The sequence below is a fragment of the Pseudomonas sp. P179 genome (assembly GCF_000478485.2).
Lineage (GTDB): Bacteria > Pseudomonadota > Gammaproteobacteria > Pseudomonadales > Pseudomonadaceae > Pseudomonas > Pseudomonas aeruginosa.
Map to the genome: position 1 here is coordinate 3,377,906 of NZ_KI517354.1, position 19,152 is coordinate 3,397,057.

Genomic DNA, 19,152 nt, shown 5'->3' on the forward strand with positions numbered 1-19,152 from the left:
AATGCCCCCGGATCACCCTCGCGCCCAGGAGTAGCCATGAGTGTCGCCCTTTCCGCCGCGCCCGAGCGCAAGCTCGCCGCCCCCCTGATCGCCTTCGCCCTGCTGGTGCTCGGCGGGCTGTTCCTGTTCAACGCGGTCAGCGCGCGCCAGGCCATCCTCTTCATCGTCGGCGGCGCCCTGGGCCTGACCCTCTACCACGCCGCCTTCGGCTTCACCTCCGCCTGGCGGGTATTCATCCGCGAACGGCGCGGCGCCGGGCTGCGCGCGCAGATGGTGATGCTGGCGCTGGCGGTGCTGCTGTTCTTCCCGGCGCTGGCGGCGGGCAGCCTGTTCGGCCAGCCGGTGAGCGGTTTCGTCTCGCCGGTCGGTACTTCGGTGATCGTCGGCGCCTTCATTTTCGGCATCGGCATGCAACTGGGCGGCGGCTGCGCCTCCGGCACCCTGTTCACCGTCGGCGGCGGCAACGCGCGGATGCTGGTGACCCTGCTGTTCTTCATCCTCGGCTCGCTGATCGCCACCCAGCATGTCGGCTGGTGGTTCGCCCTGCCGTCGCTGCCGCCGATCTCGCTGGTCGCCGAACTGGGCCTGGCACCGGCGCTGGTGTTGAGCCTGGCGGTGTTCATCGGCATCGCCGGGGTCACGGTACGCATGGAGAAGGCCCGCCACGGCACCCTGGAAACCCCGCCGAGCGCCGAATGGCGGGGTTGGCGGCGCTTCCTCCGCGGCCCCTGGCCGCTGGTCTGGGGCGCGTTGGCGCTGGCGCTGCTCAACTTCCTCACCCTGTACCTCGTCGGACGCCCCTGGGGCATCACGTCGGCCTTCGCCCTGTGGGGCGCGAAGATCGCCCAGGGCGTGGGCCTGGACGTCGGCGCCTGGGCCTTCTGGCAGACGCCGGCGAACGCCAAGGCGCTGGCCGCGCCGCTGTGGGAAGACATCACCAGCGTGATGGACATCGGCATCGTCCTCGGCGCGCTGCTCGCCGCCGGCCTGGCCGGACGCTTCGCGCCGAACCTGGACATCCCGCGCCGTTCGCTGGCGGCGGCGGTGATCGGCGGGCTGCTGCTCGGCTACGGCGCGCGCCTGGCCTATGGCTGCAACATCGGCGCGTATTTCAGCGGGATCGCGTCCGGCAGCCTGCATGGCTGGTTGTGGTTGGTGGCGGCGTTTGCCGGCAACAGCGTCGGGGTACGGGTATTGAGGCCCTATTTCTTCCCGGAGGAGCGGCGGGAGCAAGGGTTGACGGGGTGTTGAGAGGGGATATGTCTTCGTAGGACGTATGACGCGGACGTTATCCACAGGTGAGCGCAGCCACACAACACCTCGGCAACGGGGAAGATCTGCGGGCCGTCTTGAGCGGTGAAAAAAAGAAGGGACACCGCAGGTCGCCGTGTCCCTCAGAGTGTAGAGAGGGAAAGTTGGTATCCCTCTCGACCGGTGAGCGTGGCGCCGCGGCTGGGCCGGGGCGCCGGGTATAAAAGAAGGGATGAAGGGTATCCATCCCTAAAGGTCGAGGGGGTAGTACTCCCCCTCTACCGGTGAGCCTTCTTCGATCGGCTGCGCTGCGGCCCGGCTGCGTCGATAGCCGGACCTGGGCGCGCTCGATCTCGTATCGGATCAGGCGCGCAGTGGAATCAGGCGCGGCGCGATCATGTTTTCCGGCAGCAGGATGTCGGCCAGGGTGGCTTCGTCCAGCAGCTTTTCCTCGCGTACCAGTTCCAGTACGCCGCGGCCGCTCTCCAGGGCGGTCTTGGCGATCCGCGTGGAGTTCTCGTAGCCGATGTACGGGTTCAGCGCGGTGACCAGGCCGATGCTGTGCTCGACCAGTTCGTGGCAGCGCTCGACGTTGGCGGTGATGCCGGTGATGCAGTGCTCGCGGAGCATGTCCATGGCGCGTTGCAGCAGGCGGATCGAGTCGAAGATCTTGTAGGCGATCAGCGGCTCCATCACGTTCAGTTGCAACTGGCCGCCTTCGGCCGCCAGGGTCAGGGCGAGGTCGTTGCCGATCACTTCGAAGGCGACCTGGTTGACCGCTTCCGGGATCACCGGGTTGACCTTGCCCGGCATGATCGAACTGCCCGGCTGGCGCGGCGGCAGGTTGATCTCGTTGATGCCGGTGCGCGGGCCGCTGGAGAGCAGGCGCAGGTCGTTGCAGATCTTCGACAGCTTGACCGCGGTGCGCTTGAGCATGCCCGAGAACAGCACGAAGGCGCCCATGTCGGAGGTGGCTTCGATCAGGTCGGCGGCCGGCTTCAGCGGCTGCCCGCTGATGGCGGCCAGGCGCTCGACGGCGAGCTTCTGGTAGCCGGGGTCGGCGTTGATGCCGGTGCCGATGGCGGTGCCACCGAGGTTCACTTCGGTGAGCAGCTCCGGCGCCAGGCGACGCAGGCGGTCGAGGTCTTCGCCGAGGGTGGTGGCGAAAGCGTGGAATTCCTGGCCGAGGGTCATCGGCACGGCGTCCTGCAACTGGGTGCGGCCCATCTTCAGTACGCCGGCGAATTCGACGCCCTTGGCGGCGAAGGCCTGGATCAGGCTGTCGAGGCTGGCCAGCAGGGTGTCGTGGCCGAGCAGCAGGCCCAGGCGGATGGCGGTCGGATAGGCGTCGTTGGTCGACTGCGCCATGTTCACATCGTTGTTCGGGTGCAGGTACTTGTACTCACCCTTGGTGTGGCCCATGGCTTCCAGCGCGATGTTCGCGATCACTTCGTTCGCGTTCATGTTGGTGGAGGTGCCGGCGCCGCCCTGGATCATGTCCACCACGAACTGCTCGTGGAAATCGCCGCGGATCAGGCGGGCGCAGGCCTCGCTGATGGCGGCGTGCTTGTCTTCCGGGAGATGGCCGAGCTGACGGTTGGCGTCGGCGGCGGCCTGCTTGACCATGGCCAGGGCAACGACCAGCTTCGGGTAGTGCGACAGCGGCACCCCGGAGAGGCGGAAGTTGTTCACGGCGCGCAGGGTCTGGATGCCGTAGTAGGCGTCAGCGGGCACTTCGAGGGTGCCGAGCAGGTCTTTCTCGATACGGGAAGATGCAACGGGGGACATGACGGGATTTGTCTCAGAGGGACACGGCCAGTGCCGCGATGCCCACTAGACTAAGGATGTGACGATTTCGTGGCCAATGCTGTTAAACGCTGCCTCATGCACAAACGGCATAATGTTGGATGTGACGCTGGTATGATGGCGGACGTGTCATCGCATTACCGGAGCCTTTCCCGTCGTGAACCTCGAACTGAAGTGGCTGGAGGATTTCATCGCCCTGGCCGGCACCCGCAGCTTTTCCCAGGCGGCGGAGAAACGCTTCGTCACCCAGCCGGCCTTCAGCCGGCGCATTCGCAGCCTGGAGGACGCCCTCGGCCTGACCCTGGTGAATCGCCAGCGCACGCCGGTGGAACTGACCGAGGCCGGGCAGCTGTTCCTGGTCACCGCGCGCAGCGTGGTCGAGCAGCTCGGCCAGGTGGTGCGCCACCTGCACCACCTGGAAGGCGGGCAGGGCGAGGTGCTGCAGTTCGCCGCCGCCCACTCGCTGGCGCTGGGCTTCTTCCCGCAGTGGATCGCGCGGCTGCGCAACGAGGGGCTGAACATCGCCAGCCGGCTGATCGCCACCAACGTCGGCGAGGCGGTGCATTCCCTGCGCGAGGGTAGCTGCGACCTGATGCTGGCGTTCTACGACCCTGACGCCGCGTTGCAGATGGACCCGGAGATCTTCCCCTCGCTGCACCTGGGGCGCACCGAGATGCTGCCGGTTTGCGCGGTGAACGCCGAGGGCCTGCCGCTGTTCGACCTGGAGAACGGCCAGAGCGTGCCGCTGCTCGCCTACAGCGCCAGCGCCTTCCTCGGCCGCGGGGTCAACCTGCTGCTGCGCCAGCGCAACCTGCGCTACACCACGGTCTACGAGACGGCGATGGCCGACAGCCTGAAGAGCATGGCGCTGCAAGGCATGGGCGTGGCCTGGGTGCCACGGCTGAGCGTGGTCAACGAACTGGAGCGCGGTGAGCTGGCGATCTGTGGCGGGCCGCAATGGTTCGTGCCGCAGGAAATCCGCCTGTACCGCTGCGCGCTGGTACGCAAGGCGGCGATCCGCCTGCTCTGGCGCAAGCTGGAAGGCGGGCTGGGCAGCGTCGAGTAGACAGGCAAGGGCGGCGCCGGGACGCCGCCCCGCAGGTCACATCTCGAGGACGATGCGCCCCTCGATCTGCCCGGCGCGCATCTGGTCGAGGATCTGGTTGATGTCGTCCAGCTTGCCCGGATGGATGGTCGCCTTGACCAGGCCTTCGCCGGCAAAGTCGAGGGCTTCCTGAAGGTCCGCGCGGGTGCCGACGATGGAGCCGGCGATGTGCAGGCCCTTGAGCACCACGTCGAAGATCGGCGTCGGGAAGTCACCCGGCGGCAGGCCGACCAGGGCGATGGTGCCGCCGCGGCGCGCCATGCCGATGGCCTGGCCGAAGGCGCTATTGGATACCGCGGTGACCAGCACCCCGTGGGCGCCGCCGATGTCGCGCTGGAGCACCTCCACCGGGTCTTCCTGCCGGGCGTTGACCGTCAGGCTGGCACCGAGCTTGCGCGCCAGTTCCAGCTTGGCGTCGTCGATGTCGATGGCGGCGACGTGCAGGCCCATGGCCCTGGCGTACTGCACGGCGACGTGGCCGAGGCCACCGATGCCGGAGATCGCCACCCACTGGCCGGGGCGCGCGTTGGTCTGCTTGAGCCCCTTGTAGACGGTGACGCCGGCGCAGAGGATCGGCGCGATTTCAGCGAATTCGACGTTTTTCGGCAGAATTCCGACGTAGTTCGGGTCGGCCAATACGTATTCGGCATAGCCGCCGTTCACCGAGTAGCCGGTGTTCTGCTGGCTCTCGCAGAGGGTCTCCCAGCCGGTCAGGCAGTGCTCGCAGCAGCCGCAGGCGGTGTACAGCCAGGGGATGCCGACCCGGTCGCCTTCCTTCACTCGGGTCACTCCGCTGCCCACCGCGGCGACGTAGCCGACGCCTTCGTGACCGGGAATGAACGGCAACGGCGGCTTCACCGGCCAGTCGCCCTCGGCGGCATGCAGGTCGGTGTGGCAGACGCCGGAGGCTTCGATCTTCACCAGTACCTGCCCGGGGCCGGGCAGCGGAACCTTGACTTCCTCGATCCGCAGCGGCGCGCCGTAGGCGTGCACGACCGCGGCTTTCATGGTCTGTGGCAGGGTCATGGTCATCTCCTTGGACGGGGCTGAGCGCCTGTCGCGGCGCCTTTGACGGGCACCGCGACAGGCTGCGGAACCGGCGCGGCCGCCGCTCCCTCGGAGCGCGCCGCGACAACCAGTCTGGCCGCTCGTGGCAGGCGCGCATTGAGTTGCGGCAAGTTTCCCGCCATGGCGCGAAAAAACGGGACGGACGGTAGCCCCCGGCGCGCGCCCGGCCTGCCTTTGCGGTATACTGCGCCGCCTTCGAACCGGCACTGCCCGCCGGCTCGGCCCAGTACAAGCCACGCCCCTCGACGAAGCGTGGCTTGTTGGTTTCTGACGCGCCGGACGGCGCATTTGAGAGAGGCACGACGATGAGCGCACTGGTTGGCGTGATCATGGGTTCCAAATCGGACTGGAGCACCCTCAGTCACACCGCGGACATGCTGGACAAGCTGGGCATCCCCTACGAAGTGAAGGTGGTTTCCGCCCACCGCACCCCGGACCTGCTCTTCCAGTACGCCGAGGAAGCCGAAGGCCGCGGCCTCGAAGTGATCATCGCCGGCGCTGGCGGCGCCGCCCACCTGCCGGGCATGTGCGCGGCCAAGACCCACCTGCCGGTACTCGGCGTGCCGGTACAGTCGTCGATGCTGTCGGGTGTCGACTCGCTGCTCTCCATCGTGCAGATGCCCGCCGGCGTACCGGTCGCCACCCTGGCCATCGGCAAGGCCGGCGCGGTCAACGCGGCGCTGCTCTCGGCGAGCATCCTCGGCGCCAAGCACCCGCAGTACCACGAGGCGCTGAAGCAGTTCCGCGCCAACCAGACCGAAACCGTGCTGGACAATCCCGACCCGCGCGATGCGTGAGACAGGCTCTGAGAAGGTAAGGCTCGAACCATGAAAATCGGTGTCATCGGTGGCGGCCAGCTGGGCCGCATGCTGGCCCTGGCGGGAACCCCGCTGGGCATGAACTTCGCTTTCCTCGACCCGGCGCCGGACGCCTGCGCGGCCTCCCTGGGCGAGCACATCCGCGCCGACTACGGCGACCAGGAGCACCTGCGGCAACTGGCCGACGAGGTCGACCTGGTGACCTTCGAGTTCGAGAGCGTGCCGGCGGAAACCGTGGCCTTCCTCTCCCAGTTCGTGCCGGTCTACCCGAACGCCGAGTCGCTGCGCATCGCCCGCGACCGCTGGTTCGAGAAGTCGATGTTCAAGGACCTCGGCATTCCCACTCCGGACTTCGCCGACGTCCAGTCCCAGGCCGACCTTGATGCCGCCGCAGCCGCCATCGGCCTGCCGGCGGTGCTCAAGACCCGCACCCTGGGCTACGACGGCAAGGGCCAGAAGGTCCTGCGCCAGCCGGCCGACGTGCAGGGCGCGTTCGCCGAACTGGGCAGCGTGCCGTGCATCCTCGAGGGCTTCGTGCCGTTCACCGGGGAAGTCTCGCTGGTGGCGGTGCGCGCTCGCGATGGCGAGACGCGTTTCTACCCGCTGGTGCACAACACCCACGACAGCGGCATCCTCAAGCTCTCCGTGGCCAGCAGCGGGCATCCGTTGCAGGCGCTGGCCGAGGACTACGTCGGCCGCGTGCTGGCCCGGCTCGACTACGTCGGCGTGCTGGCCTTCGAGTTCTTCGAGGTGGACGGCGGCCTGAAGGCCAACGAGATCGCCCCGCGCGTGCACAACTCCGGGCACTGGACCATCGAAGGCGCCGAGTGCAGCCAGTTCGAGAACCACTTGCGCGCCGTCGCCGGCCTGCCGCTGGGCTCGACCGCCAAGGTCGGCGAGAGCGCGATGCTCAATTTCATCGGCGCGGTCCCCCCGGTGGCTCAGGTGGTCGCCGTCGCCGACTGCCACCTGCATCACTACGGCAAGGCCTTCAAGAACGGCCGCAAGGTCGGCCACGCCACCCTGCGTTGTGTCGACCGGGCGACGCTGCAGGCGCGCATCGCCGAGGTCGAGGCGCTGATCGAGGCGTGAGCGATTGCCGCCCGCCCATCCTTGGGTTGGCGGGCGGCACTGAACCCAAGGCTTTTCTACACTGTCCCATGGCAGGCGCAATACATGCGCATACACCCGTAAGGAGGGACTGTCATGGGATTAATCGGAACCATCATCGTCGGACTGATCGTTGGTCTCGTTGCACGCTTTCTGAAGCCAGGTGACGACAGCATGGGCTGGATCATGACCATCCTGCTCGGCATCGGCGGTTCGCTGCTGGCCACCTACGGCGGCCAGGCGATCGGCTTCTACCAGGCTGGCCAGGCGGCCGGTTTCATCGGCGCGGTGGTCGGCGCCGTCGTACTGCTGGTCATTTACGGCCTGATCAAGAAGAATTGATGGCTCTGGCCGGCCCCCGCGGGGGCCGGCGTTTCCTCACTTCGCCGGTATTCCCGCCATCATGCGCCGCTTCCCGTTCGCCCGCCTGTTGCTGCTCGCCCTGTTGTCCTCACCCCTGGCCCACGCCGAACTGCCCGAGACCGACTGGCTGGAACTGATGCCGCCGGCCGACCGCAAGGCGCTGGAAGAAATGCCCGACATCATCCACGACACCCCGGAGGCCGCCGGCACCTTCACCAGCAAGGGGGGCCTGAAGCAGTCGGACCGAAAGATGCCGGCGGTGATGTATTCGGCCAAGACCGTCGCCAGCCTGGATGGCAAGGCGATCCGCCTCGGCGGCTACCCGGTGCCGCTGGAGAACGACGCCAAGGGCCGCGTCACCGAATTCTTCCTGGTGCCCTATCCGGGCGCCTGCATCCACGTGCCGCCGCCGCCGCCGAACCAGATCGTCCTGGTGCGTTATCCACAGGGGCTGGAGCTGACCGATATCTACACCCCGCTGTGGGTCAGCGGCACGCTGAAGATCGAGCAGGTGAGCAATGACCTGGCCGATGCCGCCTACGCCATCGACAAGGCGCGGGTGAAGGTGGTGGAGGAAGCGGACCTGTAGGGCCGGCACCTGCGCAACGGTCCATGGCGGACGATGCGAGCCGCGCCGTCCGCTCGCCGACCCGCTCAGGGTCGTTTCAGCGGCTCGCTCCAGATCTGCACGCCAAAGCTTTCGCTGCGCCCGGGGGCGACCACCATGAGGTCGTCCCAGACCCGCCCGGTCTCGATGCAGAGCATCTGCTGCCAGGCGTCGTCGGCGAACTGCGAGAGACGCCGGGACTTGTCCACCCAGGGGTTCCAGACCACCGCCGAGCGCGAGTCGAGGGCGTGCAGGTGGATGCTGCGTTCCCAGCGCGGGTCCTTGATCAGCAGGTCGCGTTCGAGACCGAGGTAGATGCGATCCAGTTCGCCCTTGACCCGTACCGCGCCGTGCTGAGTGCGTTCTTCCCAGTTCTCCAGGGTCTCGATGTAGCGCGCGCCTTCCAGGCCCTCGATGGCGATCTCGCGGCTGTCGCTGACCGCGAAGTAGGTGTGCAGTGCCTGGCTGAGCACCAGCGGCTTGCTGCCGAGGTTCTCGCTGGTGAGTCGCAGGGTCAGGCGCTCGCCGAAGCGGAACAGCATGCGCAGCGCCGCCGGGTGCGGCCAGCCGGGGAGGCCATCGGGGGCGTCGAGGCGGAAGCTGACGCAGAGGTCGCCGTCCTCCTCGGCGATGTCGTCGATTTCCCAGTCGACTGCCCGGACCAGCCCGTGGGCGGGCGCCTTCAGGCCATCTTCCACCTGGCCGCGGACTTCCTGCGGGTTGCGCTCCAGCGGACCGAACCACGGCCAGCACACCGGCACCCCGCCGCGTACCGACTGCCCGCGCCGGTAGCCGGCCTCGTCGCTGAGCCAGACCAGCGGCGGCTGTTCGTGGGGCTGGTAGCTGAGCAGTTGCGCGCCCTGCTGGGCGATCAGCGCCTCGCCATGGGCGGTGTGGATGCGCCAGCAGGCCAGGTCGTCGACCTGTACCTGTTCGACGCGGTTGATCGGGCTATCGGTGTTCATGGCGGTCTCCGGGAGGCGAATGGATGGCAGCAGTATCACCGATCCATTTTATCGCCGGCAGTTCCCCCGGATAGCGCCAACGACGACGCGGCCCGTGGGCCGCGTCGGTTGTTGCCGGAGGTTCAGGCCGCGCGGAACAGGTTGTGTGGGTCGATGACGAATTTCTTCGGCACCCCGGCGTCGAACTCGCCATAGCCTTTCGGCGCATCGTCGAGGGTGATGACTTCCACCCCGACGATGTCGGCGATCTTGATCCGGTCCCACATGATCGCCTGCATCAGCTGGCGGTTGTACTTCATCACCGGGGTCTGGCCGGTATGGAAGCTGTGCGACTTGGCCCAGCCCAGGCCGAAGCGGATGCTCAGGGCGCCGTGCTTGGCGGCCGCGTCCACCGCGCCCGGGTCTTCGGTGACGTACAGGCCGGGAATGCCGATCTTGCCGGCGACCCGGGTGATGCCCATCAGCGAGTTGAGCACGGTGGCCGGGGCTTCCTGCTGCGAGCCCGAATGGCCGTGGCCGCGCGCCTCGAAACCGACCGCATCGACCGCGCAGTCGACCTCCGGCTCGCCCAGCAGAGCGGCGATCTGTTCGTGCAGCGGGGTGTCCTTGGACAGGTCGGCGATCTCGAAGCCCTGTTTCTTGGCGTGGGCCAGGCGGGTCGGGTTGACGTCGCCGACGATCACCACCGCCGCGCCGAGCAGGCGTGCCGAGGCCGCCGCGGCCAGGCCGACCGGACCGGCGCCGGCGATGTAGACCGTGCTGCCCGGGCCGACGCCGGCGGTGACCGCGCCGTGGTAGCCGGTGGGGAGGATGTCCGAAAGGCAGGTCAGGTCGCGGATCTTCTCCATCGCCGCTTCGCGGTTGGGCAGTTTCAGCAGGTTGAAGTCGGCGTAGGGCACCAGCACGTATTCGGCCTGGCCGCCGACCCAGCCACCCATGTCGACGTAGCCGTAGGCGCCGCCGGCCCGCGCCGGATTGACCGTCAGGCAGACGCCGGTGTGCTGTTCCTTGCAGGTACGGCAATGGCCGCAGGCGACGTTGAACGGTACCGAGACCAGGTCGCCGATCTTCATGGTTTCCACGCCACGCCCGATCTCCACCACCTCGCCGGTGATCTCGTGGCCCAGCACCAGGCCTTCCGGCGCGGTGGTGCGGCCGCGCACCATGTGCTGGTCGGAGCCGCAGATGTTGGTGGAGACCACCCGCAGGATCACCCCGTGGTCGATCTGCCGGCCCTGCGGGTCCTGCATCTTCGGATAGGGAATGTTCTGCACCTCGACCTTGCCCGGGCCGAGATAGACCACACCACGATTGCCAGACATACGCGTTTCCTCTTTGTCGTTGTGGGTACAAATGCGCGGCGTCCACGGCCGCGCGGCTTTGCACTGGAAAGTCGTCTGTTGCGCGACAGGGCCGGAGAATGCTGGCAGCCGGCGGGCTGTCGGTGTTGCTCGGGTCGCGAGGCCGTGGGAAGCGCCCCTCTCCCTGGCCCTCTTCCTTCAGCGAGGGTTGGGAAGAGAGGGCGCGCTTACAGCACCACGGTCCGATTGGCGTTGAGGAATACCCTCCGCTCGATGTGGTAGCCCACCGCCCGCGCCAGGGTCAGGCACTCGATGTCGCGGCCCTTGGCGATCAGGTCCTCGGGGTAGTGGGCGTGGTCGACCGTCTCGACGCCCTGGGCGATGATCGGCCCTTCGTCGAGGTCGTTGTTGATGTAGTGGGCGGTGGCGCCGACCAGCTTCACGCCCTTCTGGTAGGCCTGGTGGTACGGCTTGGCGCCCTTGAAGCCGGGCAGCAGGGAGTGATGGATGTTGATCGCCCAGCCGTCCAGGCGCCGGCACAGTTCCGGCGACAGCACCTGCATGTAGCGAGCGAGGATCACCAGCTCGGCGCCACTCTCTTCGAGCACCTGCCAGACCCTGGCTTCCTGGGCCGGCTTGTCGTTCGGGTCGAGCGGGAAGTGGTGGTAGGGAATGCCGTGCCAGCGCGCCAGCGGCTCCAGGTCCGGGTGATTGGAAATCACCGCCACCACGTCCATCGGCAACTGGCCGATGCGCTGGCGGTAGAGCAGGTCGTTCAGGCAGTGGTCGGCCTTGGAAACCATGATCGCCACCTGGCTGCGGTAGCCCGGCGCGGTCAGCTCGGTACGCATGCCGAACGGTGCCACCCGTTCGGCCAGTCCGGCGCGGAAGGAGGCTTCGTCGAAGCCGTCGCCGGCGCGGAACTCCACGCGGATGAAGAAGCGTTGCGCCAGGCGGTCGTCGAACGAGTGGTGCTCGGTGACGTAGCAGCGCTGCTCGAAGAGGTAGCGCGTCACCACGTCGACGGTGCCCAGCAGGCTGGGACTGTCGGCGGTGAGGATCCAGGTGTCGGGGGTACGGCTCATCGCGAGGCTCCGGGTCCGGTATCCCCTCTCGGGGAGAGGGGAAGGCTGCTCATGCCGCTACCTGCAGGCCGTATTCGGCGCTGGCGTCCTGCAACCAGAGCCAGAAGTAGTCGGCGAAGCTGCGGCGCACGACCAGCTCCCAGGTGTCCTCGCCGGTATGGCGGATCACGCATTGCGACTTGGCGAAGATGCTGCCGACCGCCTTGCCCACCGGGAAGTTGCTCGGATGCACGTCGTAGCTGGTGGATTTCATCAGCAGTTCGCGGACGTTCGCTCCGCTCAGTTCGAGCAGCGTCTGCCCGCCGCTGACGTTGACCACCGCGTAGTGCAGCTCCTCGCCCAGGGCCTGGCGCAGGCGCTGTTCGACGGCGTATTCCTCGCCGCCGGGGACGATCAGCAACCATTCGTCCGGGGCCAGCCATTGCATCGAGGTCTCGCCGCTGGCGACCAGGGTCAGGGCCACCGGCAGTTCCAGGCCGAGGGCCTGGTGCACGGCGGCGGCGAAGGCCGGGTCGGCGGCATCGCCGCGCAGCACCAGGTGGCCTAGCAGCTTCTTCTCGCGCAGGACGATACCGGCCTTCGCGGCGGTCTTGCCGGCGAGCTTGTGCAGCTCGGCATGGTGCAGCGGCGATTCGGCGTGGACGCCGGGTTCGGGGCGTTGCTGGTAGACGTTTGCCTTGCTCATTCGTTTTCACCTTGGGGCGCCGCGCGCCCTGGTAGCCTGTCTGCCTTCTCCCTTCGGGAAGAGGGCCGGGGAGAGGAGCGCATCCCTCTCCGGTCAATCCACGTTCTGCCGCTCCCCTTTGGGGTCGTAGAACACCGAGGAGCAGATCTCCGCCTCGATGAAGCGGCCGTCCGCCAGCGGCGCGTAGACCTTCTGGCCCATGCGCTTGAGGCCGCCTTTCACCACCGCCAGGGCGAAGCCGTGGCCGAGGCTGGCGCTCATGTAGCTGGAGGTGACGTGGCCGACCATCTTCATCGGGATCGCCTGCTGGGTGTCGAACACCAGTTGCGCGCCTTCGGGCAGTACCTCCTGCGGGTTGCTCGGCCTGAGTCCGACCAGTTGCTTGCGATCCTCGCGCAGGCAGTCGGCGCGGTTCATGCCGCGCCAGCCGATCCAGGAGAACGGCTTGCTGCGGCCCACCGCCCAGCCCATGTTGAGATCGTCCGGGGTGACCGAGGCATCGGTGTCCTGGCCGACGATGATGAAGCCCTTCTCGGCGCGCAGGACGTGCATGGTCTCGGTGCCGTAGGGCGTCAGGCCGTACTTCGTGCCGTGCTCGGCGAGCGCTTCGAGCACGCCCATGGCGTAGTCGGCCTGGACGTTCACCTCGTAGCTCAGCTCGCCGGTGAAGGAGATGCGGAACACCCGCGCCGGCACCCCGGCGACCTTGCCTTCCTTCCAGGTCATGAAGGGGAAGGCATCCTTGTCCAGGTCGATGTCGGTGACTTCGGCGAGCAGCTTGCGGCTGTTCGGGCCGGACAGGGTGAGGGTCGCGTAGTGGTCGGTGACCGAGGTGAAGTACACCTTCAGCTCCGGCCATTCGGTCTGGTGGTACAGCTCCAGCCACTCCAGTACGCGGGCGGCGCCGCCGGTGGTGGTGGTCATGACGAAGTGGTTGTCGGCCAGGCAGGCGGTCACGCCGTCGTCGAAGACCATCCCGTCTTCCTTGCACATCAGGCCGTAGCGCGCCTTGCCGACGTCGAGCTTGGTCCAGGCGTTGGTGTAGACCCGGTTGAGGAACTCCCGCGCGTCCGGGCCCTGGATGTCGATCTTGCCCAGGGTCGAGGCGTCGAGCAGGCCGACCGCCTCGCGCACCGCGCGGCATTCGCGGGCCACGGCGGCGTGCATGTCCTCGCCGCGGCGCGGGAAGTACCACGGCCGCTTCCACTGGCCGACGTCTTCGAACTCGGCGCCGTTCTTCACGTGCCAGGCGTGCAGGGCGGTGAAGCGCACCGGTTCGAACAGGTGCCCGCAGTGGCGGCCGGCGACGGCGCCGAAGGTCACCGGGGTGTAGTTCGGACGGAACATGGTGGTGCCGGTGTCGGCGATGCTCTTGCCCTGGGCCCGCGCGGCGATCGCCAGGCCGTTGATGTTGCCCAGCTTGCCCTGGTCGGTGCCGAAGCCCAGCGCGGTGTAGCGCTTGACGTGCTCGATGGACTCGAAGCCCTCGCGGCAGGCCAGTTCGATGGCGGCGGCGGTGACGTCGTTCTGCGGATCGACGAACTGCTTCGGTGCGCGTGCCGTGGGCTTCTCGTGGGGCACCTGGAACAGCGCGACTGACGCTTCCTCGCGGCGCGGCTGGACCTTCGGCAGGCTGCCGGCGGCGGTCTTGTAGCCGGCGTCGAGGGCGGCGCGACTCCCGGCCTGGTAGCCGTCGGCGAGCACCTCGGCGAGCCCGAACACGCCGTTCACGGCGCCGGCGCAGATGCGCTTCTGCAGGCCTTCGCCGGGGACGAAGGCGAGGATTTCCTCGCGCCATTCCGGCTTGCCGCCCAGGTGCGAGGCCAGGTGCACGACCGGGCTGTAGCCGCCGGAGCTGGCGATCAGGTCGCAGTCCAGCCATTCGCCGCCGCTGGCGCGCATGGCCTGCAGGTCGATCCGGGCGACCTTGGCGCCGCTGACCCGCTTGCCGCCGCGAGCCTCGATCACCGAACTGCCAGTGATCACCCGCATACCGCGTTGGCGTGCTTCCTCGACCCACTCGCCGCGCGGATTGGCCCGGGCGTCGGCGATGGCCACCACTTGCAGGCCGGCTTCCTGCCAGTCGAGGGCGACGCGGTAGGCGTAGTCGTTGTTGGTGGCCAGCACCAGTTTCTTGCCCGGTGCCACGCCGTAGCGCCGTACATAGGTGGAAACCGCGCCGGCGAGCATGTTGCCGGGCAGGTCGTTGTTGCCGTAGACCAGCGGCCGCTCATGGGCGCCGGCGGCCAGTACCACGCGCTTGGCGCGTACGCGGTGCACGCGCTGGCGGACCTGGCCGAGCGGGGCGACCTCGCCGAGGTGGTCGGTGCGCCGCTCGTGGATGGTGAGGAAGTTGTGGTCGTGGTAGCCGTTGACCGTGGAGCGCGGTAGCAGGATGACTTCCGGCAGGCCTTGCAGCTCGGCCACGGCGTCCGCGACCCACTCGGCGGCGGGCTTGCCGTCGAGGGTCTCGCGGGTGTCCAGCAGGCTGCCGCCGAACTCTTCCTGCTCGTCGGCGAGAATCACCCGCGCGCCGCTGCGAGCGGCGGCGAGGGCGGCGGCCAGGCCGGCCGGGCCGCCGCCGACCACCAGCACGTCGCAGTGGTGGTTCATCCAGTCGTAGCTGTCCGGATCGACCTCGGTCGGCGCGCGGCCCAGGCCGGCGGCCTTGCGGATGTACTTCTCGTAGGTCATCCACATCGACTGCGGGTACATGAAGGTCTTGTAGTAGAAACCAGGCGGCATCAGCTTGCCGCCGACCTTGCCGAAGATTCCCATCAGGTCGTTCTGCACGTTCGGCCAGCCGTTGGTACTGGTGGCCACCAGGCCGCCGTAGAGGGCCTGCTGGGTGGCGCGTACGTTGGGGATCTGGGTGGCTTCGCGGGAGCCGATCTGCAGGATCGCGTTGGGCTCCTCGGCGCCGGCGGCGACGATGCCGCGCGCCCGCGAGTACTTGAAGCTGCGGCCGACGATGTCGACGCCGTTGGCCAGCAGCGCGGCGGCCAGGGTGTCGCCGGCATAGCCCTGGTAGTGCTGGCCGTTGAAGCTGAAGGTCAGCGGGCGGTTGCGGTCGATGCGGCCGCCGCTGGACAGGCGATTGATCTGGCTCATGCCGGTTCCCCTTGTACGGCGGGTTTCTTCTCACCGTCGGCGACGACGCTGGGCTGCTCGCCGATCAGGTAGGTCTCGAGGATCTCGTAGGTCACCGTATGGCGGGTGACGTTGAAGTACTTGCGGCAGCCGGCGGCGTGCACCCACAGCTCGTGATGGAGGCCGCGCGGGTTGTCGCGGAAGAACATGTAGTCGCCCCATTCCTCGTCGCTGCAGGCGTTCGGGTCGAGCGGGCGCGGGATGTGGGCCTGACCCTTGGCGTGGAATTCCTCTTCGGAACGCAGTTCGCCGCAGTGGGGGCAGAAGATATTCAGCATTTTGTAGCCTCCGGAAACTGTTCTTGCCGGTTGACCGGCACCCTCTCCCTGAAGGGCGAGGGGCAGCGGATTTCGCCCTTCGGGCGGCTTTTGTCAGTGCGCCACTGCCGCCGCGCCGTGCTCGTCGATCAGCGCACCGCTGTGGAAGCGTTCGATGGAGAAGGGCGCGGCCAGCGGATGCGGTTCGCCCTTGGCCAGGGTGGCGGCGAAGACGTTTCCGGAGCCGGGAGTGGCCTTGAAGCCGCCGGTGCCCCAGCCGCAGTTGAAGAACAGGTTCTGCACCGGAGTCTTGCCGATGATCGGGCAGGCGTCCGGGGTGGTGTCGACGATGCCGCCCCACTGGCGGTTCATGCGTACCCGCGAGAGCACCGGGAACATCTCGACGATGGCTTGCAGGGTGTGCTCGATCACCGGGTAAGAGCCGCGCTGGCCGTAGCCGTTGTAGCCGTCGATGCCGGCGCCGATGACCAGGTCGCCCTTGTCCGACTGGCTGATGTAGCCATGCACGGCGTTGGACATGATCACGCTGTCGATGATCGGCTTCAGCGGCTCGGAGACCAGCGCCTGCAACGGGTGCGACTCCAGCGGCAGGCGGAAGCCGGCGAGCCTGGCCATGTGCCCGGAGTTGCCGGCGGTGACCACTCCGACACGGCGCGCGCCGATGAAGCCGCGGTTGGTCTCGACGCCGATCACCGCGCCGTCCTGCTTGCGGAAGCCGGTGACTTCGGTCTGCTGGATCAGGTCCACGCCGAGGGCATCGGCGGCACGGGCGAAGCCCCAGGCCACCGCGTCATGGCGGGCGACGCCGCCGCGACGCTGGATGGTCGCGCCCATGATCGGGTAGCGGGTGTTCTTGCTGCAGTCCAGGTAGGGAATCTCCTCCGCCACCTGCTGCGCGTTCAACAATTCGCCGTCGACGCCGTTGAGGCGGTTGGCGCTGACCCGGCGCTCGCCGTCGCGCATGTCCTGGAGGGTGTGGCAGAGGTTGTAGACCCCGCGCTGGGAGAACATCACGTTGTAGTTGAGGTCCTGGGACAGGCCCTCCCACAGCTTCATCGCGTGTTCGTAGAGCAGCGCGGACTCGTCCCACAGGTAGTTGGAGCGCACGATGGTGGTGTTGCGCGCGGTGTTGCCGCCGCCCAGCCAACCTTTCTCGACTACCGCCACGTTGCTGATGCCGTGTTCCTTGGCCAGGTAGTAGGCGGTGGCCAGGCCGTGCCCGCCGCCGCCGACGATGACCACGTCGTAGACCGGCTTCGGCGTGGGCGTGCGCCACATGCGTTGCCAGTTCTCGTGATGGCTCAGTGAATGCTTTAACAGGCCGAAGCCGGAGTAGCGTTGCATGTGGATGCTCCTGAACTGTTGCTCCCTCTCCCGCGGAGAGGGTTGGGCCGGGGCGCGTCGGGCTCCCCGACCGTCTTCGGGGGGCTCAGCGATAGACCGGGAAGTCCGCGCAGAGACCGGCGACCTGGGTGGCGACCTTGGCTTCCACGTCGGCATCGCCGAGGTGGTCGAGGATGTCGCAGATCCAGCCGGCCAGTTCGCGGCTCTGCGCTTCCTGCAGCCCGCGGGTGGTGATGGCCGGGGTGCCGATGCGGATGCCGGAGGTGACGAACGGGCTCTGCGGATCGTTCGGCACGGCGTTCTTGTTCACCGTGATGCCGACCCGGCCGAGGGCGGCGTCGGCTTCCTTGCCGGTCAGGCCCTGGCGCACCAGGCTGATCAGCATCAGGTGGTTGTCGGTGCCACCGGAAACCACGTCGTAGCCGCGCCCGATGAACACCTCGGCCATCGCCTTGGCGTTGCGGATCACCTGCGCCTGGTAGTCCTTGAAGCCCGGCTCCAGCGCTTCCTTGAAGCACACCGCCTTGGCCGCGATCACGTGCATCAGCGGGCCGCCCTGGGCGCCGGGGAATACCGCGGAATTGAGCTTCTTCTCGATCTCCTCGTTGGCGCGCGCCAGGATCAGGCCGCCGCGCGGGCCGCGCAGGGTCTTGTGGGTGGTGGTGGTGACCACGTCGGCGAAGGGGATCGGGTTCGGGTAGAGGCCGGCGGCGACCAGCCCGGCGACGTGGGCCATGTCGACGAACAGCAGCGCGCCGACCTTGTCGGCGATGGCGCGGAAGCGCGGGAAGTCGAGGGTCTTGGAGTAGGCGGAGAAGCCGGCGACGATCATCTTCGGCTTATGCTCCACGGCCAGGCGCTCGACTTCGTCGTAGTCGATCAGCCCGGTAGCGGTGTCCAGGCCGTACTGCACGGCGTTGTACAGCTTGCCGGAGGAGGACACCTTGGCGCCGTGGGTGAGATGGCCGCCGTGGGCCAGGCTCATGCCGAGGATGGTGTCGCCGGCGTTGAGCAGCGCCAGGTACACCGCGGCGTTGGCCGAGGAACCGGAATGCGGCTGGACGTTGGCGTAGTCGGCGCCGAACAGCTGCCTGGCGCGGTCGATGGCCAACTGCTCGACCTTGTCGACGTGTTCGCAGCCGCCGTAGTAGCGCTTGCCCGGATAGCCCTCGGCATATTTGTTGGTCAGGCCGCTGCCCTGCGCCTGCATGACCCGCTTGCTGGTGTAGTTCTCCGAGGCGATCAGTTCGAGATGGTCTTCCTGGCGGGCCTCTTCGGCGTCCATCGCGGCGAGCAGTTCGTCGTCGTAGCCGCGGATCTGGTCATGCTTGCTGAACATCGCTGGGTCTCCCTGCGGCGCCGGAACCGCGCCGGAATGGCTGCAACGGGACACGCGGTCCCTTTGCCAGCGATGGTATGACCGGCCCTGCCGGCCCAGATGCCTATGCACGCCACGGGGAGGTGCGTTTGCGACATGGCGGTGGGATTCGGCAACCGATGCGGAACGCCCCGGGCTGGCGCTAAACTGCGTGCTCTTCGTCTTGCGAGAACACCATGAAACGCCCGCTGATCTTCCTTTCCGCCGTGCTGCTCGGCGCATCCCTGCAAGGGTGCGGGGGCGGCGATGAAAAGCAGGCCGCCGCGCCTGCGCTGCCGGCCGATTCCTGCACCGGCCATGAACTCGAAGTGGCCTTGCCGCCGGCCGGCAAGCCACTGTTCGGCTACGACTTCCTCTCCCGCCAGTGCGGCTACAACGATGCCACCGTGGTCTTCGGCGCCGCCGACGGCAGCAAGCGCCTGGAGATCGTCCTCACCGACACCGGCCTGCCGGCGCCGCCGACCGAGGGCGACGCGGTGTCCTATCGGGCGGCGCAGGACAAGCTGCGCGAGATGACCCAGACCAACCTGACCCTGCTCCACAAGACCCGCGAGACCGCCCTTAAGAACGGCACCGCCGAGCGCTTCGGCGGCGAGGACTACCTGCCGCTGATCGATACCACGCGGATGGGCGACCCGCTGGGAGTGATGGTCCCGGCCAAGGGCGAGGAGGGCGTCTCGACCCTCAGCGGAGTGATCAAGAACCGCTACGTACTGACCCTCAGCACCCGCGACACGCCCAATGGCGGCAGCGCCACGGCGATGCGCCAGGTGCTGGTGCCGTTCGTCGAGCAGATGAAGCTGACCAAGCTACCCTGACAGACTGTGCCGGCACGTAC

Annotated in this window: 17 protein-coding genes; 7 read left to right on the top strand and 10 right to left on the bottom strand. The window is 67.8% G+C overall.

The features are described from left to right. Window positions 1-36: 36 nt before the first annotated feature. The gene (locus HMPREF1224_RS28120; protein WP_010793627.1) at window positions 37-1,251 is read left to right on the top strand and encodes a YeeE/YedE family protein; all 1,215 of its coding nucleotides are present in this window, start codon (window positions 37-39) and stop codon (window positions 1,249-1,251) included. A 363-nt stretch (window positions 1,252-1,614) separates the two neighbouring features. Here the strand turns inward: HMPREF1224_RS28120 and aspA are convergent, their stop codons facing one another. Further along, window positions 1,615-3,039 (bottom strand): aspartate ammonia-lyase, encoded by a 1,425-nt coding sequence (gene aspA / locus HMPREF1224_RS28125; RefSeq protein ID WP_003096822.1) that lies wholly within the window; start codon window positions 3,037-3,039, stop codon window positions 1,615-1,617. Between the two features lie 175 nt (window positions 3,040-3,214). On the opposite strand from aspA, the gene HMPREF1224_RS28130 reads away from it, so the two are divergent. Further along, complete coding sequence (locus tag HMPREF1224_RS28130) at window positions 3,215-4,123, top strand: LysR substrate-binding domain-containing protein (RefSeq protein ID WP_003122350.1); 909 nt, start codon at window positions 3,215-3,217, stop codon at window positions 4,121-4,123. A gap of 36 nt (window positions 4,124-4,159) precedes the next feature. On the opposite strand, the gene adhP is transcribed toward HMPREF1224_RS28130, so the two are convergent. Further along, a complete protein-coding gene (adhP, locus tag HMPREF1224_RS28135) occupies window positions 4,160-5,188 on the bottom strand; it encodes an alcohol dehydrogenase AdhP (protein WP_003096816.1) in 1,029 nt (342 codons plus the stop codon). A gap of 347 nt (window positions 5,189-5,535) precedes the next feature. Between adhP and purE the strand changes: the two genes are divergently transcribed. The 4 genes from purE to HMPREF1224_RS28155 all read left to right on the top strand — a co-directional run bounded on the left by purE (window position 5,536) and on the right by HMPREF1224_RS28155 (window position 8,110). Further along, window positions 5,536-6,027: a 5-(carboxyamino)imidazole ribonucleotide mutase gene (gene purE, locus HMPREF1224_RS28140; protein WP_003106314.1), complete on the top strand. Its 492-nt coding sequence runs from the start codon at window positions 5,536-5,538 to the stop codon at window positions 6,025-6,027. Between the two features lie 30 nt (window positions 6,028-6,057). Then, window positions 6,058-7,140, top strand: a complete 1,083-nt coding sequence (locus tag HMPREF1224_RS28145; protein ID WP_003146811.1) for a 5-(carboxyamino)imidazole ribonucleotide synthase — start codon at window positions 6,058-6,060, stop codon at window positions 7,138-7,140. A 114-nt stretch (window positions 7,141-7,254) separates the two neighbouring features. Continuing rightward, complete coding sequence (locus HMPREF1224_RS28150) at window positions 7,255-7,500, top strand: GlsB/YeaQ/YmgE family stress response membrane protein (protein WP_003096795.1); 246 nt, start codon at window positions 7,255-7,257, stop codon at window positions 7,498-7,500. Between the two features lie 61 nt (window positions 7,501-7,561). Next, window positions 7,562-8,110 carry a DUF3299 domain-containing protein gene (locus tag HMPREF1224_RS28155; RefSeq protein WP_010793628.1) on the top strand — a complete coding sequence of 183 codons (549 nt, stop codon included), beginning with the start codon at window positions 7,562-7,564 and terminating at the stop codon, window positions 8,108-8,110. A gap of 65 nt (window positions 8,111-8,175) precedes the next feature. Here the strand turns inward: HMPREF1224_RS28155 and HMPREF1224_RS28160 are convergent, their stop codons facing one another. The 8 genes from HMPREF1224_RS28160 to glyA all read right to left on the bottom strand — a co-directional run bounded on the left by HMPREF1224_RS28160 (window position 8,176) and on the right by glyA (window position 18,275). Continuing rightward, window positions 8,176-9,132: a D-hexose-6-phosphate mutarotase gene (locus HMPREF1224_RS28160; RefSeq protein WP_003122353.1), complete on the bottom strand. Its 957-nt coding sequence runs from the start codon at window positions 9,130-9,132 to the stop codon at window positions 8,176-8,178. Between the two features lie 83 nt (window positions 9,133-9,215). Continuing rightward, window positions 9,216-10,415, bottom strand: coding sequence for a formaldehyde dehydrogenase, glutathione-independent (fdhA, locus tag HMPREF1224_RS28165; RefSeq protein WP_003096788.1), 1,200 nt, complete (start codon window positions 10,413-10,415; stop codon window positions 9,216-9,218). Window positions 10,416-10,621: 206 nt separating this feature from the next. Continuing rightward, window positions 10,622-11,479 carry a formyltetrahydrofolate deformylase gene (locus tag HMPREF1224_RS28170; protein ID WP_003096786.1) on the bottom strand — a complete coding sequence of 286 codons (858 nt, stop codon included), beginning with the start codon at window positions 11,477-11,479 and terminating at the stop codon, window positions 10,622-10,624. A gap of 49 nt (window positions 11,480-11,528) precedes the next feature. Beyond that, complete coding sequence (gene soxG / locus HMPREF1224_RS28175; protein ID WP_010793629.1) at window positions 11,529-12,164, bottom strand: sarcosine oxidase subunit gamma family protein; 636 nt, start codon at window positions 12,162-12,164, stop codon at window positions 11,529-11,531. A gap of 93 nt (window positions 12,165-12,257) precedes the next feature. Continuing rightward, window positions 12,258-15,275 carry a sarcosine oxidase subunit alpha gene (locus HMPREF1224_RS28180; protein WP_010793630.1) on the bottom strand — a complete coding sequence of 1,006 codons (3,018 nt, stop codon included), beginning with the start codon at window positions 15,273-15,275 and terminating at the stop codon, window positions 12,258-12,260. Next, window positions 15,272-15,592, bottom strand: a complete 321-nt coding sequence (locus HMPREF1224_RS28185) for a sarcosine oxidase subunit delta (protein ID WP_003096781.1) — start codon at window positions 15,590-15,592, stop codon at window positions 15,272-15,274. The genes HMPREF1224_RS28180 and HMPREF1224_RS28185 overlap by 4 nt, the downstream gene beginning before the upstream one ends. Window positions 15,593-15,685: 93 nt before the next feature. Further along, entirely contained in the window at window positions 15,686-16,936 is a 1,251-nt protein-coding gene (locus tag HMPREF1224_RS28190) for a sarcosine oxidase subunit beta (RefSeq protein ID WP_003096779.1), read from the bottom strand. An 85-nt stretch (window positions 16,937-17,021) separates the two neighbouring features. Beyond that, the gene (gene glyA / locus HMPREF1224_RS28195) at window positions 17,022-18,275 is read right to left on the bottom strand and encodes a serine hydroxymethyltransferase (RefSeq protein ID WP_003117183.1); all 1,254 of its coding nucleotides are present in this window, start codon (window positions 18,273-18,275) and stop codon (window positions 17,022-17,024) included. Between the two features lie 215 nt (window positions 18,276-18,490). On the opposite strand from glyA, the gene HMPREF1224_RS28200 reads away from it, so the two are divergent. Further along, complete coding sequence (locus HMPREF1224_RS28200) at window positions 18,491-19,132, top strand: hypothetical protein (RefSeq protein WP_003105700.1); 642 nt, start codon at window positions 18,491-18,493, stop codon at window positions 19,130-19,132. Window positions 19,133-19,152: the final 20 nt, after the last annotated feature.